This window comes from Segetibacter sp. 3557_3, assembly GCF_004354985.1.
GTDB lineage: Bacteria > Bacteroidota > Bacteroidia > Chitinophagales > Chitinophagaceae > Segetibacter.
Map to the genome: position 1 here is coordinate 1,164,704 of NZ_SMSK01000001.1, position 16,197 is coordinate 1,180,900.

The 16,197-nt window shown below is 46.2% G+C and carries 13 protein-coding genes; 9 read left to right on the top strand and 4 right to left on the bottom strand.

Translation table 11 applies throughout. From position 1 onward, the window contains the following. The first annotated feature begins 38 nt into the window (after positions 1–38). The 5 genes from EXU57_RS04205 to EXU57_RS04225 all read left to right on the top strand — a co-directional run bounded on the left by EXU57_RS04205 (position 39) and on the right by EXU57_RS04225 (position 6,836). Positions 39–1,757: a tetratricopeptide repeat protein gene (locus tag EXU57_RS04205; RefSeq protein WP_207955380.1), complete on the top strand. Its 1,719-nt coding sequence runs from the start codon at positions 39–41 to the stop codon at positions 1,755–1,757. Positions 1,758–1,844: 87 nt separating this feature from the next. Continuing rightward, positions 1,845–2,306: a hypothetical protein gene (locus EXU57_RS04210; protein ID WP_133266889.1), complete on the top strand. Its 462-nt coding sequence runs from the start codon at positions 1,845–1,847 to the stop codon at positions 2,304–2,306. Between the two features lie 249 nt (positions 2,307–2,555). After that, the gene (locus EXU57_RS04215; protein WP_133266890.1) at positions 2,556–2,978 is read left to right on the top strand and encodes a VOC family protein; all 423 of its coding nucleotides are present in this window, start codon (positions 2,556–2,558) and stop codon (positions 2,976–2,978) included. Positions 2,979–3,529: 551 nt separating this feature from the next. Beyond that, complete coding sequence (locus EXU57_RS04220) at positions 3,530–4,510, top strand: hypothetical protein (RefSeq protein WP_133266891.1); 981 nt, start codon at positions 3,530–3,532, stop codon at positions 4,508–4,510. Positions 4,511–5,267: 757 nt separating this feature from the next. Beyond that, the gene (locus EXU57_RS04225; RefSeq protein ID WP_133266892.1) at positions 5,268–6,836 is read left to right on the top strand and encodes a sialate O-acetylesterase; all 1,569 of its coding nucleotides are present in this window, start codon (positions 5,268–5,270) and stop codon (positions 6,834–6,836) included. 112 nt (positions 6,837–6,948) lie between these two features. Here the strand turns inward: EXU57_RS04225 and EXU57_RS04230 are convergent, their stop codons facing one another. Beyond that, on the bottom strand, positions 6,949–8,898 hold the full coding sequence (locus EXU57_RS04230) for a M1 family aminopeptidase (RefSeq protein ID WP_133266893.1): 1,950 nt from the start codon (positions 8,896–8,898) through the stop codon (positions 6,949–6,951). Between the two features lie 74 nt (positions 8,899–8,972). Between EXU57_RS04230 and EXU57_RS04235 the strand changes: the two genes are divergently transcribed. Together EXU57_RS04235 and EXU57_RS04240 are read left to right on the top strand one after the other, a co-directional pair. Continuing rightward, a complete protein-coding gene (locus EXU57_RS04235; RefSeq protein WP_133266894.1) occupies positions 8,973–9,446 on the top strand; it encodes a 23S rRNA (pseudouridine(1915)-N(3))-methyltransferase RlmH in 474 nt (157 codons plus the stop codon). 20 nt (positions 9,447–9,466) lie between these two features. Continuing rightward, the gene (locus tag EXU57_RS04240; RefSeq protein ID WP_133266895.1) at positions 9,467–10,105 is read left to right on the top strand and encodes a rhomboid family intramembrane serine protease; all 639 of its coding nucleotides are present in this window, start codon (positions 9,467–9,469) and stop codon (positions 10,103–10,105) included. A 481-nt stretch (positions 10,106–10,586) separates the two neighbouring features. Here EXU57_RS04240 and tilS read toward each other — a convergent pair whose 3' ends face one another. The 3 genes from tilS to EXU57_RS04255 form a co-directional block, all read right to left on the bottom strand. Then, positions 10,587–11,927 (bottom strand): tRNA lysidine(34) synthetase TilS, encoded by a 1,341-nt coding sequence (gene tilS / locus EXU57_RS04245; RefSeq protein WP_133266896.1) that lies wholly within the window; start codon positions 11,925–11,927, stop codon positions 10,587–10,589. 26 nt (positions 11,928–11,953) lie between these two features. Beyond that, complete coding sequence (locus EXU57_RS04250) at positions 11,954–13,621, bottom strand: glutamine--tRNA ligase/YqeY domain fusion protein (protein WP_133266897.1); 1,668 nt, start codon at positions 13,619–13,621, stop codon at positions 11,954–11,956. Between the two features lie 249 nt (positions 13,622–13,870). Then, positions 13,871–14,182 (bottom strand): tetratricopeptide repeat protein, encoded by a 312-nt coding sequence (locus tag EXU57_RS04255; RefSeq protein WP_133266898.1) that lies wholly within the window; start codon positions 14,180–14,182, stop codon positions 13,871–13,873. A gap of 173 nt (positions 14,183–14,355) precedes the next feature. Here EXU57_RS04255 and EXU57_RS04260 point away from each other — a divergent pair, with 173 nt between their 5' ends. Both EXU57_RS04260 and EXU57_RS04265 read left to right on the top strand, forming a co-directional pair. Continuing rightward, on the top strand, positions 14,356–15,102 hold the full coding sequence (locus tag EXU57_RS04260; protein ID WP_133266899.1) for an electron transfer flavoprotein subunit beta/FixA family protein: 747 nt from the start codon (positions 14,356–14,358) through the stop codon (positions 15,100–15,102). 82 nt (positions 15,103–15,184) lie between these two features. After that, a complete protein-coding gene (locus tag EXU57_RS04265) occupies positions 15,185–16,150 on the top strand; it encodes an electron transfer flavoprotein subunit alpha/FixB family protein (RefSeq protein WP_133266900.1) in 966 nt (321 codons plus the stop codon). The last annotated feature ends 47 nt before the right edge of the window (positions 16,151–16,197 follow it).

The window sequence follows — 16,197 nt, forward strand, 5'->3', positions numbered from 1 at the left end:
CCCCCAAAGGTTTCAAACCCCTTAAAATTCCGGTGCAGATGCCACAAACTCACCTTAAAACAACAAGCAGCATTTTGAGCCTCGACATACCCGGGCTGGCTATGGTGTTGTTCACTATGCTTGTTATCGGGTGCCACCAAAAAGCTTCAGCGCCCACCAAAGCCGAACTGAGCGCGATTGGACTTAAAACGGGTGACATCATCTCCTGTGGAGGCAATGAATTTGGCACCGTCCGGTTTAGTATCTCCTGCAGCGAGCGTCAAGCAGATTTTGAACTTGCGCTGAAACTGTTGCATTCTTTTGAATACGACGAAGCCGAAAAGGCATTTGCAGCTATCATCCGGATGGAGCCGGGTTGCGCAATGGCGTATTGGGGTGTGGCAATGGCTAACTTTCATCCGATATGGGCACCGCCAACAGCAGATGAGTTGGCAAAAGGCGCCAGGGCGTTGAAAATCGCCCGGCAAATAGCGGGGAAAACACAAAAGGAGGCTGATTATATCAGTGCCATTGGCACCTTCTACGACGATTGGTCAACGCTTGACCATTACAGCCGTTGTTTAAAGTTTGAGGCTGCAATGGAAAAACTGTACACCACCTATCCCAATGATATAGAGGCCGCGCTGTTTTATTCCCTGGCACTGAATGCTGCTGCAAGCCCGTCGGATAAGGCGTTTACCAGGCAGAGAAAAGCGGGGGCGATCCTTGACAAACTTTATGATATCGAACCCAACCATCCCGGGGTGGTACACTATATTATTCATTCCTACGACTCACCTGAGCTCGCAGCACGCGCACTGCTGGCGGCAAGAAAATACGCGGCTGTTGCGCCTTCGTCGGCGCACGCGCTGCATATGCCCTCGCACATTTTCACCAGGCTGGGACTTTGGGAAGATTGTATAAAATCGAACCTTGCAGCCGTTGCCTCTGCAAAGTGTTATGCCGACGCAAACGGTATGAAGGGGCACTGGGATGAAGAAATTCATGGATTAGACTACCTGGTTTATGGCTACCTGCAAAAAGGTGATAACGAGGCGGCACAACGGCAGCTGGCATACCTGAAAACAATTAACGAAGTTCAGCCCGTCACTTTTAAAGTGGCCTATGCCTTCGCAGCGATCCCCTCGCGGCTATTGCTCGAGAATAAACGTTGGAGAGAAGCAGCTCAATTGAAAGTGCATAATGCAAACATCGTTTGGAAAAACTTTCCCTGGCAAAATGCAATCATTCAATTCACCCGTGCAATGGGTGCTATCCACACCGGCGACCTTGCTCGTGCAAAGGCCGGTTTGCAAAATCTACATACCCTTCACGCCGCGCTGATCGAACAAAAAGATCCGTATAAAGCCAACCAGGTGATGATACAAATAAAAACGGCTGAAGCATGGCTGCGGTGTAAAGAAGGTAAGCGGACCGAAGCAATTGCATTGATGGAACTCGCAGCCGACATGGAAGACAGCACAGAAAAACACCCCACCACACCGGGCGAAGTGTTGCCGGCAAGGGAACTCTGCGCCGATCTTTACTTACAGTTGAACAAGGCGGACAAAGCCTTAAAAGCTTATGAACAAGATTTGGAGAAACACCCAAACCGATTTAACGCCTTGTATGGTGCCGGGGTTGCAGCCGAACAATCAGGCGAAAGCGACAAAGCCGCAGCATATTACCAAAAATTGATTGAAACGGTTGGGCCCGGCAACAAAGAACGACCCGAGTTAACAAACGCAAGAAGGTTTTTGAAACGAAACCTGGGCTAACTTCACTTTGCTTTCGTTAGCGCTACTTGAATCCCTTATGGTATATTCGCTGACAATGCGTGATCCGATTGTTTAAAAATTGATCCATTGAAAAGAGTTTCTACGATAGTGTTGGTAATAGTTGCGATTGTTGTGCTACAAAGTTGCAGCCGGCACAATGGTGCCAATAGCCAGGCTGCCCAGGCTTCGCTTTTTGGAACATGGACGCTGAGTGAAAGTTCGGGTGGTATGCGCCCGGGTGTTGCTAAACATCCACCCGGCAATGGCAACAACCTTAAGTTTACGGAAACAGATTTTGAAATGTATGAGGCCGGGCAACTCGTTAAAAGTGGTAAGTATACTGTAGTGGCAGATACCACGGTTGAGGCCAGCGTTTGCATGGTACTTCCTAAAGGAGAATTTACAAAACGCATCATCTACAACAACGATACAACTGCAGACAAGGTATTCTTCAAAATTGAAGCGGAAAAACTTACATTTATTTCGGGCTGTTATGCTTATGATGCCGGTCACCAGGAGACCTATGTAAAACAGAAAACGGGTCGATAGACTTGTCGGCGTCCGGGAGACAATACCAGGCCAATTACCGGCCCAAGACTTAGCGTCCTGGCTACCTCATCTTCTAACAATCCCCAATAGGACCACCAAAGTTTTTAACAAGCTGGCCAACGCACCCCTGCCAGGCGGAATTCATGGCGCATTTAACCCTTTATTCGTCCTTTTACACCCTTTTAATCGTAAGTCGTCCGACGTAAACTTGCAGTAATAACTATTCGATACCGCTCTAAAAATTACGTTATGACAAATCAAATTTATCCGTGCTTATGGTTTGATGGCCAGGCAAAAGCAGCAGCCGATTTCTACTGTTCGGTTTTCAAAGACGCAACGATTATTACCGATACGCCGATGGTCGTAATATTTGAAGTAAATGGAAGCAGGTTTATGGGATTAAATGGTGGGCCCCAATTTAAATTCGACGAAGCCGTTTCATTTGTGGTGAATTGTGATACCCAGGACGACATAGATTATTATTGGGAGAAATTGACGGAGGGCGGACAGGAAAGCAGGTGTGGCTGGTTAAAGGATAAGTTTGGCGTTTCCTGGCAAATTGTACCGACAAATATCGGAGCGTTAATGAGCGACCCTGCAAGAGCAGAACGTGTTATGAATGTTGTGCTCAAAATGAAAAAGCTGGACCTAAAAGCTATGGAAGAAGCATAAATGAATATTTCGTAAAACACCCATGAAGTTGAAGCAGCTTGGGAAAGAGTTACATTTACTTTCGCCTGGTCAATATGCTTGCTTTACGAGAAGCAATCGTTCAGCGCACACCTTTGTCCTGCCTCGTACATAATCCAAATTACCGATAACCTAAACGAAATGGAGTACCGTTGTTGCAACGGTACTCTGTCTGAAGCAAACTAAATAATTACGGTTAATGTACCACTATCATTCAGAAGAACCGGTAGCCGTACGGGTTGACGCCTAAAGTACATAGGTACGTAAATTAAGGGGTGATCAAATAACTACAAGGCTTGAACCCCTAAGTCGCCGACAAGGTGCTGGACGCACTATACTGCCTGGTGCAAACGCCGGAGCATGCATGCGCAAAATTGCTTTTTAATTTAACAAGTAGGTTAATGGAAAAATCAATTTATAATTGTAAGTTAACAGATGATCAACCATCAAAAGCGGGCGCGACTAATGCATCTATGCGTTAATTAAAGTTGCGCTTCAGGCAGCTATCTTTCCTACCTGTAATTTGATTAACATTGAAAATTCATGCTTTTGTTTTGCTGCTTTTTTCCGTAGTTCAATGCCACGAAACTTCGGTGCACCATACTAATATTAGGCATGAAGCGTCCGGGTATTCCAGCAACTATGTCTGGAAAAGACTTGTGGACAACGGACCATGGAAACCATCGTACAACTTTCAATTGTTTAGTATTCGTGACACCCTGTGGAGCTTTCATCACGACGGCGCCTGGTACTCGGCTGATGGTATGCAATGGAAGGAATCTCCCCTATTAAATGCCATTCATAACCATGGCTTCCTTGACTATGTTTATTTCCGGAATGCCATTTACGGTCTTGGGTTCTTCAAGGGCAATATAGAGCAGTACCACTTTATTCCGGCTATATTTAAAACCGAAGATTATATTAAGTGGGATACAATTACACTCAATAGTAATTTACCTGCACGCTATTTCTATCACCCATTTGTATTTAGAAATAAAATATGGATAATTGGTGGCGAAAGAGATGGTGTCATATTTTCCGACGTCTGGAATTCTGCCGATGCTGTTACCTGGTTGAAGGTAAAAGATAGCCTGCCGTTTGGCAGGCGGAGTAACAGCCAGGTGGTTGAACTGGATGGCAAACTCTTTCTGTTGAACAACGATGTCTGGAGTTCTGTGAACGGCCTGGACTGGCAGAAAGAAACCGACCAGATCGTTGCTGGTGCAAATATCTTTGGTTATGCAGCTATCGTTTTCGACAATAAAATATGGCTACTCGGATGCAATCGAAATCAGCAATTTTCAAGTGAGGTGTTTGTTAGTGAAAATGGAAAACAATGGACGAGTGAAGCGGCACCATGGACACCCCGCGGCGGAATTGCTGCAACGGTTCACCAGGGGAAAATTTTTCTTACCGGCGGCAAATATGGTGGTACGCCGGGGCAACCCCGATTTGTGTATAGCAACGACATCTGGACACTTGAACCATCGGCGGACAACCCGCGGAAACAGTAAAATGTATTGCATTCTCCGACGAGAGATATAAACCCATCTACGGTCTTAGATTTTGGGTAATGTACACGCTCATTGAACCCCACTTTTTTAATGTGCACACTTATTTTTTGATTCCTGAAAAAAAAAGCAATAAAATTCAGGTAAAATGAGCCCTCTATATAAACAAGTAACTTTATTCACTTGAACAATGTCAATATGCGATTAAAGCAGACTTGCTTGAAAAAGCCTGATCCATTAAGAGGTACAAGAAAGTCGTTGAATTTTTTTCTAAAATTAAATTACCAACAACGTCTTTGATGCTAACTCCGGACGAGCCTGTGAAAACGTTTATTAATTCACTTGATTATGGATTTTAACGGCGAATTAATGCGCCTAATTTTCAGAAATAGAAATGACCGGCAAATTGATATTGATTAAAAAAATTTGCACCAGGTAGCAAGATTTCTTTGCGCCGTTCTGTTGATGAAGCCAGCACTCACCAATGTGCAAAAAAAAATGAAAAAGGGGCTAGTGCGCAAGAAAGTAATAGGGATAAGAACCAAAAACTACCCACACGAAGTGCGGGTTAATGCATAAATTTATTCCCTTCACTGTATAAATTTTAGTTAGCGATTTTTGCCATTCCAGTCCGTTAACGGCCGTTACCACATTTGTGAAAAGAAAATTGCCGGTGGTGAATAGAATTTATGAAGTGCTTTGATTCATTAATAAAGCGCCCTATTTTACCCGCTCATCATTTAAACCAAAATTCATTGAAATGGCTACAGTACCCTTTTATGTACTCCTTGGAGAGTCAAATGCCGGATGGACCCCAATGTCGTTAATGACGGACCAGGACAAACAGACTTACAACAATGTAATTCCATTAACTGATATCTGGAATCCTGGCCGGGGTGCATTTTCGGCACAGATCGAACCACTTACCCCGGGTGTAAATACGATGTGCGAGAATTATGCTGACCTTACCCAATTCGGACCCGAGGTTGCTTTTATGAAATGCCTCCAGGACCAGCAGCCCCGTCAGCGATTCCTGTACAAACAAGGACAAGCAAATACATCCATGGTTGTCGACTGGAAACCCGTATTTCCATATACCGGTGGAGAAGGTTCAAGATTTTCACAATTGACACAATGGTTGCCGATGGCTGTTGAGCAGGCGCTTGCGAAAGGCTACGAACTTGACCTTAAAGCGATCATATGGGTGGGGGGTGAAAATGACTCAAAGGGTACTGCGGAGTCGCGCGCCAAACAATACTTTGAAGCCTTGTCAAGCTTCTTCTCCGCTTTTGATACATTATGGAAGAGTATCGCAGAGAAAAACAAACTTCCATTAAATCCGTACAAGCGTGTAATCGGTAAAGTAAATGCCCCCGGCCCGGCATTCCCTTATCGTGACTTTGTTCGAAATGCACAGATCAAGTACGCTTCGGATCCGGCAAATAACGCTGTGCTGATTGACACCGACAGCTACGGTCTGTTTGATTATGCACACTACGATGGCAAAGCAATGGTTCAATATGGTGTCGACATCTTCAACGCAGCACAGTGTGAGCAGCCTTCCATAGCGCCGGTAGCCGCCGTTTCATTTAGTGGCAAGGTCTTCCTCCAGGGCGCCTACAATAGCGCAAGCGGCACCATGAACAATTTTCTCAACAGCGAGGGTATCCTGGAAACGCATGCAAAATCACACCCGTTTAACACTGCACCATTTAATTATTCCGGAAACGAGTCGGTAAAGGAGAACTTCTTCCTGTCTAACCCCGACATTGTTGACTGGGTATTGATTGAACTTCGGGACAGCGCTAATCCTTCATCCGTTGTTGCCCGGAGAGCGGCCCTGCTAAAAAAAGACGGCACGGTGGTAGAAAAAAATGGAACAGATACACAAATCAGGTTTGAGGGTGTGTCCGCAAGCAAATATTTTGTTGCGGTCAGGCATCGTAACCATTTAGGAATTCGTTCATCGGGTGCAATCGACTTCAGCTCGGGGGCAGGAAATTATGACTTCACCTCCGCAGCAACAAAAGCCTTCCAAAACCAGTCTTATACATCAACGGTTGAAGCAGGGGGAAGGTGGCTCATGCGCGCCGGCAACTCTAACAGCAACAGTAATGTTCGGTACGTAGGCCCGCAAAACGACCAGGACCATATCTTAAATGACCTGCTGGGTGGTTCCATCGGCAAGGTGATCGATAATGTTTATTCAGCCGCTGACCTGAATCTGGATGGAGCAGTAAAAGTAAGTGGCCCGGCAAACGACCAGAACTTTTTATTAAATGATGTACTTAATGGCTCTACCGGAATGGTCTACACCGAGCAATTGTAACGAAATTGAGGGCACCCATTCTCAGGACCCAACAACCTGATTGCTAAGTCTATACTAAATCGGCCGCGGATTTCCGCGGCCGATTTACGTTCTGTTCAATTATGGCGCGATCCTATCGAACGATTACCAGTTTACGGGTTTGCCGTTCCTGTTGAGACCATGCTGTAATAAAATAAACTCCGGGAGGAAAGTATAGCGGAATACTTGACACTGTTTCCGTCGCCCCCACTTTCCGGGTGTATAATCGCCTTCCTGCAGCGTCAACCAACGCGATTTCGCTAAACGTCGAAGGCAGAAATCGCGCAACTACAAGGTTTCTTGCCGGGTTCGGCGAAAGCTGCAAACTTAGATAATTGACTTCTTGTTCAGGTTCACCCATCTGGATGGTTCCGGTCTTGTTCACAATCCAGTTAAAAGGATCTACTTCTAACCCTGAGGGCACCTTGCGGTAAGGTATCTTAAAGGTTTGACTAAGCTGGGTCAGGTTTAGCTTAACCAGGGTATCGCCAGCATCCGACTTAATTCTAAATTCAACCAGTCCCTGAAACAGGGGTGTTACTGCTGGCATCGAACTGGTTTGACTCACCCGGATTACCAGTGAGTCTGTTCCTTTTCGGTTGTATACCACGGTGTACTCAGGAAAACCTTCGCCGTATATCCATTGGTTGAAAAAAGTGGTAAGGTCACGTCCACTTACTTCTTCCGCAATTTTTTTAAAATGAACAGTTGTAGCAACAGAATCTTTGTAGCGCTGCTGGTAGCGCTTAAGTATGGTAAAGAAAAGGGTGTCGCTTTGCAGCTCAAACCTTAAAGTATGCAGTACGGCTGACCCCTTGTTGTAAGAAAGGCGGCTGTCAAATATCCTCCGTTCATCGTAAAGGTCTTGCTGGGCAATATAAACGCTTCCACCCGGTGCCGACATAATGTGTTGGTGAACATCACTCATCTGTTTTGCAGGGGTGGTTGAAAAAAGGGGCTGCAGGTATTCCTGCATTAAAACCTGGGCGTATGTGGCAAAGCTTTCATTCAGCCATATGTCGTTCCAGGTAGCACAGGTAACATTGTCGCCGAACCATTGGTGAGCGAGTTCATGAGCAACGAGGTGATCATCGAAACTACTCAACGTGGTCATGGTTTGGTGTTCCATACCTCCGCCAATAAATGCCTGTGAGTGCCCGTACTTCTCGCGGCTGAATGGATAAAGGCCGAACAGCTCACTCATTTTTTCGAGGAACGGAGGTGTTTTGTCCAGTTGCCCCTTTACACCCGCGAAATAGCCGGAGGTTTTGCCAAGGTAATGGAGAATGGGCACCGAGTCCGGCGCCATTGCACGTGGTTTTGCATAATTGGTATACGAAAGGTAGTTGGCGGCTGCATAAGATACCAGGTAATAAGCCATAGGATAACGAGTTGCCCACCGGTACTGCCGCATATTGCCCGGTAGGTTTACCGTCGACTGCAATAAGCCATTTGAACCGACGAGGTTGGTGTCGCTGGTAGTAATCCAGATTTCAGCAGAGTCGATTTTATCGGAAAGCACTTGCTTGGCGGGGAACCACTCTCTAGCCTGGAACGACTCTGAAACAGTTGCCAGGTAAGTAAGCCCGGTAGCCATATTTGTTCCGCTGTGAATGCCATTTTGTTGATTGCCGCGGTAAAAATAAGTTACCTCTATAGTGGCTCCAGCCGGAATGGAGGGGCTTACAATCGTATTGATGTGGTTGGGGCTGCGGTCAAAAACGCGCCTTGTGCCGTTTACGAAAACCGAGTCCACCGTCAAATGATCCCGCAACTCAAGAACGAAGGTATCAAGGGATTGTTTAACCAATGCCCGGTAAGTACAACTACCGCTGATTGCCCTTCCGGGCGGCTGAACGGTAAAATCAAGTTTAAGATACTTAAGGTCGTACCGGTTCATTTGCGGGCTCTGGTAAAAGCTGGCGGTATTGTCGCCACGCACTTCCCGGGCAAATTGATTGTTGAGAAATATACGGTTATTCGCGGGTTGAGCAAAGCAACAAAGAGCGCTAAGGAGGAAGCCACACGTCAGCAGGTGATACATAACTACAATTGTATATGCAATTTAATTCTTCCCTATGCCTCATGATCAAAAAACAGTTCATTTAACTTTGGAGTATGAAAATTCAGTTGTGGGCGGTGGGTAAAGTACACGAACCATATGTAAAACCGGGTGTCGATGACTTTACCAGGCGGATTTCAAAATATTACCCGCTCGAATGGAAGTTGATACCGGCCGCAAAACAAACAACCAATTCTACCCCCGAAGAGATTAAGAAACTCGAAGCCGCAAACATCTTAAGTGCCCTGCAAAAGGAAGATTACCTGGTTTTGCTTGACGAAACCGGTAAGCAACAAAGTTCGCCCCAGCTGGCAGGTTTTATTGAACAACGTGCAAACAACAGCGTCAGGCAATTGGTCTTCCTGATTGGTGGTGCGTTTGGCGTTCACGAGTCGGTTGCACAAAGGGCTAACTTCGTCTGGTCACTTTCACTTCTTGTTTTTCCTCATCAACTCGTGCGCCTCATCCTGGCTGAACAGGTATACCGTGCCTGTACCATCATCAGGAACGAAAAGTATCACCATGTATAAAACCTGTATCTTGGCACCCTATGTTTAGTATTACCGTCATCATCATAGCCATTACTTGTATTTTCTCCTTCTTAGCTTTTTCAAATGAACGTCTGACTGCAACAATGATCTTTGATCCACCGGCTGTTTCGGAGCACAACCAGTGGTACCGGTTTTGGTCGTGTGCGCTCATCCATGGTGACTTTTTTCACCTGCTGTTCAACATGTTTACGCTGTACAGCTTTGGCGAATTTGTCGAGCGGGGATTTAATATTGTGTTTGGAAGTCTTGGGCCTATCGTTTATATCAGCCTTTATGTGATATCGCAATTCCTCTGTCTTCTGCCAACCTATGTTGAACATAAGCACAACCATTATTACCGCAGTCTTGGAGCTTCCGGTGCGGTCTCAGCAGTGGTATTTGCAGGAATAATGTTAATGCCGACCGCTGGAATGGGCATCCTGTTTATTCCTTTTATGATTCCCGGGTTTATTTTCGGCCCTCTGTTCCTGATTATTTCAGCTTACATAGCAAAACGTGGTCATGGAAACATCAACCATTCGGCACATATTTTTGGCGCAGTTGCCGGGGTCGGGATTTATATAGTGGCCTCATTCGCGCTTACGACCCGTAATCCACTCACCCACTTTTACCTGGAAGTAATGAATTACTTTAACTAGTAGCTGTTCGTGGTGAACACATCTTCTTAATCCATTTTTGGTACCTGCATTGGTTTTCTATAGCGTCATCGTTGCGTCGCAATCACTTCATCGGCAAAGCAATGCGGATCTTCAGTTTTCAATTCAAAGCGGCTCTCCATTCATCCAGGTGTGTAAATCAATAGGGCAATTGCGTGTATCCGTTATACTGAATTAGCAATGGGGATATCACCAATTCTGACCGCCCTCGTTTATTCGTCGACCCGAATTGTTTGTTCGTCACACCTTAATAAGGCTGAACATTAATCTACCAAAAAACATGTTAAATGATGTTTCTGTCACAATTAAATATATCTGTGACAATCTGTTTAATCCAGAACCTTTCGGAAAATTATAGGTGACAAGCTGCGCGACCTTAAATGTAGTCCAAACGTTAGCCCTTATACAACCTGTATGTTATTAGCAGTATTCAGATTATCGCTCAACGGGAAAGTCGTTTACATCAGTCTTCCAGCGAAAACCGGATTGCCTTTGAGGTTGCTTTAGTAAGCTTAAAGCGATCGTCTATCCGGTACCCGAGCACCCACACGATCCGCTTATTGCTTTCGAGCACCCAGGCATTTTCCTTTTGTATCCTGGAAAGCTTCTGGTCAATAAAGAAACGGCTGAGCTTTTTCTTTTTTTTCATACCGAGCGGATAGAAATAGTCACCGGTCTTCCAACGCCGGAGCATCAACGGAAACTGGAGTTCCTTTGCATCTACACAGGCAACCTGCTGTGAGCCCGGAATTGAGAACGATGCGTCAACATGGATTGGCTGAATGGCTAGCTGCTTTCCTTCAAAATGAACGTTGCGGTCGGTACTTTCGACCAGGAATATCGCCCCGGGGTCCTGCCCAGGTTTTGGCGAAAGGATAAGCCATTTCCTGTTCAGCAAAATGCGATAATCATCGGACTCGATATAACTTCCATTGCCGGCATCGAGGAGCCGGATAACTTCATCGGTTTGCGCAGCAGAAAATCCTTTTGTTTTGATGATCTCCCACACCATTGTACGCAGCGGCTGAAACTGCTTCAGCTTCAAAACTGGTATATGCTCCTCGTCTCCCCTGACCTCAATAAGCTTCCGTTGCTTTGGCGCGATGGCTTCCTCGTACACCATTTGCGCCTCGTTTAAACGTTGAATATTCCTGAGTATGTTTTCTTCTGCTTCGGGAAACACTTGCTGCAAAGCAGGTAATAGTTCATTCCTGAAATAGTTACGGGTATAGTTGCTTGAAGCATTTGATGAGTCTTCAACAAACTCGAGTGCATGATTTTTCGCGTAGGCTAAAATATCCTTCTTTCGAAAGTCGAGCATCGGGCGGAATACCTGCTGAAAATGCCGGTCCATCCCGGCAAGCCCTTTCAGCCCCGTTCCCCTGAAGAAATTCATTACCACAGTTTCAATGTTATCGTCGGCATGGTGTGCAGTCACAATAAAGCCTGGAGTACCCTTGTCACTTAGTAAACTCCTGAACCATGCATACCGCAGGGCGCGGGCAGCAACCTGTGTAGAAAGCCGGTTTTCTGATGCATACTTCCCGGTATCAAATTTCTGGACGAATATTTCACGAGAGTACTTTGCTGCCAGTGATCGAACAAAAGCTTCATCCCTCTCGCTTTCGTCACCACGAAGCTGAAAATTGCAATGAGCTATTGCATAGTTGATGCGCGATTGTTGAAAGAGGTTGCAAAGTACCACGCTGTCTACCCCACCGCTTACTGCAACCAGGTAAAATGGCTGCGCACTTCCGGGCGCAAGCTTGCTGATCTCGTGGTGGAATGCTTTTAACAGATCCATATTGCCGGGGTGCCTCGTGGCATGACCTAACCTTTCTTGGTTTCTTTCGCCCACGAGTCTTTTAAGGAAACGGTGCGGTTAAATACAATTTTATCCGTCCAGCTATCCTGGTCAAGACAGAAATAGCCTTTTCGCAGGAATTGGTAACGTTCATCAAACTTTGCCTCGCGCAGGGATGGCTCTATATACACGGCTGGTAGCACCGTGAGGCTATCGGGGTTTAGGTAAGATTTGAAATCACCTTCTTCTTTATTTGGATCTTCGACCCTGAACAAGCGATCGTACAACCTTACTTCGGCGGTATAAGCATCTTTTACAGAAACCCAGTGGATGGTGCCTTTTACATTTATCCCGCTGGTGTCGTTACCGCTTTTACTTTCAGGTATGTAGTCGCAGTATACCTCGGTTACGTTGCCCGCCTCATCCTTTTTGTAACCCGTGCATTTAACGATGTAGGCATACTTGAGCCTTACGGTTAGCCCAACACCCAACCTGAAAAACTTCTTTGGTGGGTCCTCCATGAAATCTTCGCGTTCGATCCAGAGTTCTTTGCCAAACGGGATTTTGCGCTTACCCCCGCCATCTACTGCTTCCGGGTTGTTTTCTCCCATCAGCTCCTCTGTTTGTCCGTCGGGATAGTTATTGATGACCAGTTTTACGGGTTCGAGCACTGCCATGCGGCGAAGGGCAGTTTTATTCAGGTCCTCCCGGATACAGAATTCCAGCAGGCTGAGGTCGATAATGTTTTCTCTTTTTTGAACACCGATTTTATCGCAAAACACGCGAATGCTTTCGGGTGTGTACCCGCGCCTGCGATAACCCGCAATGGTTGGCATCCTTGGGTCGTCCCAACCATCAACCAGATTTTCGTTAACCAACTGGAGCAGCTTCCGCTTGCTCATTACCGTGTAGGTGAGGTTCAGCCTGGCAAATTCATATTGCCGGCTGGGGTATATTTCCAGCTGCTCAATAAACCAATTGTAAAGATCGCGATGAGGAATAAACTCAAGCGTACATACAGAATGCGTAACGTGTTCAATGCTGTCGCTTTGCCCATGCGCAAAGTCGTACATCGGGTATATGCACCATGTATCCGCAGTGCGATGGTGGTGTGCATGTTTTATGCGGTACATGAGTGGATCGCGCATGTGCATGTTCGGACTCGCCAGATCAATTTTTGCGCGTAACACTTTTGCGCCGTCGGGAAATTCTCCCGCACGCATGCGTGCAAAAAGGTCGAGGTTTTCTTCGACGGTTCTGTTGCGGTATTCGTTACCCGTGCCCGGTTGGGTTGGTGTTCCCTTTTGTGCGGCTATTTCCTCTGCTGTGCTATCATCAACATAGGCGAGGCCTTTGTTGATCAGTTTAACGGCAAACGCATAAAGCTGTTCAAAATAGTCGGATGCGTACAGTTCATTTGTCCATTCGAAACCAAGCCATTTGATATCGGCCTTTATACTGTCAACGTATTCTGTTTCTTCTGTGGTAGGGTTTGTATCGTCGAAGCGAAGGTTGGTTGTACCACCGTATTTGGCGCTTAGTCCAAAATTAAGGCATATGCTTTTTGAGTGACCGATGTGCAGGTAGCCGTTAGGCTCGGGAGGGAAACGGGTAACAACTGACTTGCGCGCACCCGATGCCAGTTCTTCTTCAATAATCTCCTCAATAAAATTCAGGCTCTTTTCTTCGCTCATATATGTTTATCTATACGGGCAAATATAGGGTTTTGTGCATGCGCCGTAAAGCTGAAAAGCGATCGCACAAGGACACGCGAACCCGGTTTTGCTGCTTTTAACATCTTGCTACAACCAGCTTTAACCCCGATATAACCGGGGCAGAACACCAGTTTGCCAGTCGCGGTAAAAAGCTGAAACAAGCATTGCGGTACAAGTGAGTGACACAACCGGGGCCTGGCTTTGGAAAAATGCCGGTAACCAAAAAAATCAATAAATCAGGTCCTCGTAGGCCGATTGCAATTCATTGTAGGCATGGTGATCGGCTGCCTTTTTTGCAGCGACCATACCCTTTTCGTACCATTCCTTTGCAAGACTGTCTTCCCCCACCCGCTCGCACAATTTTGCCAGGTGATAATATGTTCCCACATAACCCGGGTCGCGATGAAGAATGGTTTCAAACAATTTTCTTGCTGCAATTTCATCGCCTATCTTGATAAGTTCGAGCCCCAGCGCATGCTGAAGAAAGTTATCATCCGGGCTGAATTTTAATAATTCGTGAAGCTTGCCGATCTTATCCATACACAAAAAAAATAAATTATTAAAGCTGTTGTAGTAAATAAAACGTCAGTTATATTTGCATTTAGTTGCATAAACAACTTTTTTTGAACGGGAGCTTTTACCCTTCGTTACCACATCGATTATTGCCATTGATTTACTGAAGTTGGGTACAAAGCTTTGAAAAAATTCAGCAAATGAAGATCTTAGTTTGTCTCAGCAAAACGCCGGACACCACGGCAAAAATAACCTTCAAAAATGGGAATACCCAACTTGAAGAAGCAGGGGTGCAATGGATCATAAACCCATACGACGAATGGTATGCGCTGGTGCGTGCAATTGAACTTAAAGAAAAGGACCCCACCATTGTGCTGCACCTGCTTAGTGTAGGTGGTGCCGACCTTGATCCCATTATCCGCAAAGCGCTGGCACTGGGTGGCGACGAGGCCATACGCGTTAATACCACTGAAACTTCTGATAGCTTTTACATCGCATCGCAAATAGCGGAAGTGGCCCGCCAGGGTGGATACGACCTGATAATGACAGGCAAAGAAACCATCGATTATAATGGTGCCTCTATCGGCGGCATGGTTGCCGAACTCCTTGATCTGCCATATATTTCTGCAGCGTCAAAACTCGACCTGAATGGTACAACCGCTAACCTTAGCCGCGAAATTGACGGTGGTGAAGAAGCAAACGAAGTAAGTCTGCCTGTAGTGGTAAGTTGTATGAAGGGTATGGCCGACGCGCGTATACCCAATATGCGTGGCATTATGGCTGCGCGTACCAAACCACTTAAGGTTGTAGAGCCGGTGGATGCAGAGAAACTTACAACCTATGTTAACTACGAACTCCCGCCCGCAAAGGCCGGCGTAAAGATGGTAAGTGCCGACAATGTGGGTGAACTTGTTCGCTTATTACACGAAGAGGCTCGTGTAATCTGATCTTCTACCGGGTAAGTTTTACCATGGTTTCAGCATTGAACAACAGTAGCAGCTTCCAATTAATCCCTTAAAAAAAATTGACATGGCAGTTCTCATATTTGCCGACCAGGCAGAAGGACATATAAAGAAAGCAACTTACGAAGCATTATCATATGGCGCAAAGATCGCTGAGCTTACCGGAACCACCGCCGAGGCAGTTGTTTTGGGCAGCGTATCTGACGACCTTGGCGCGCTGGGCCAATACGGTGTTAAAAAGGTTTACCACGTAGCAAATGAGGCTCTCAACCACCTCGATGCGCAGGTTTACACAAAAGCACTGGCAGAAGTGGTTCAACAATCGGGCGCAACCGTGCTGGTGTTTGCCCATAACCTGACTGCCCGGGCCATTGCACCGAGGTTGTCGGCCCGGTTAAAAGCAGGGCTGGTAGCAGGTGCCGTTGGGCTGCCTGACACCACCAATGGATTTGTAGTGAAGAAAAATGTTTTCAGTGGCAAGGCTTATGCCTTTGTTAAACTAAATACCGACATCAAGATTGTATCGCTTAATCCAAATGCTTACAAAGCAGTAGCGGGAACCGGTGTTGCAGAGGTCGTCCCTACAACAATAACAGTCGACAGCCCTAAAGTAAAAGTAACGTCGAGCGATAAAGTTGCCGGTGAAGTTCCGCTTACCGAGGCAACAGTGGTGGTTAGCGGAGGCCGTGGTTTAAAAGGACCGGAAAACTGGGGGATTGTTGAAGACCTGGCAAAAGCGATGGGTGCAGCAACGGCATGTAGCCGGCCTGTAGCAGACAGCAACTGGCGCCCACATCATGAGCACGTAGGACAGACAGGCGAAGCAATATCGCCCAATTTATACGTTGCCCTTGGCATTTCCGGCGCTATTCAACATCTGGCAGGAGTGAACAGAAGCAAGGTGATTGTAGTAATCAATAAAGACGCTGAAGCACCCTTTTTTAAAGCAGCCGATTATGGCATCGTAGGCGACATATTTGAAATTGTTCCAAAGCTTACAGAAGAAGTGAAAAAACTTAAAGGCATTGCCTGATTAGCTTTACTTTTATAATGCTAACGTTATAAAATCAAACCGCGGGT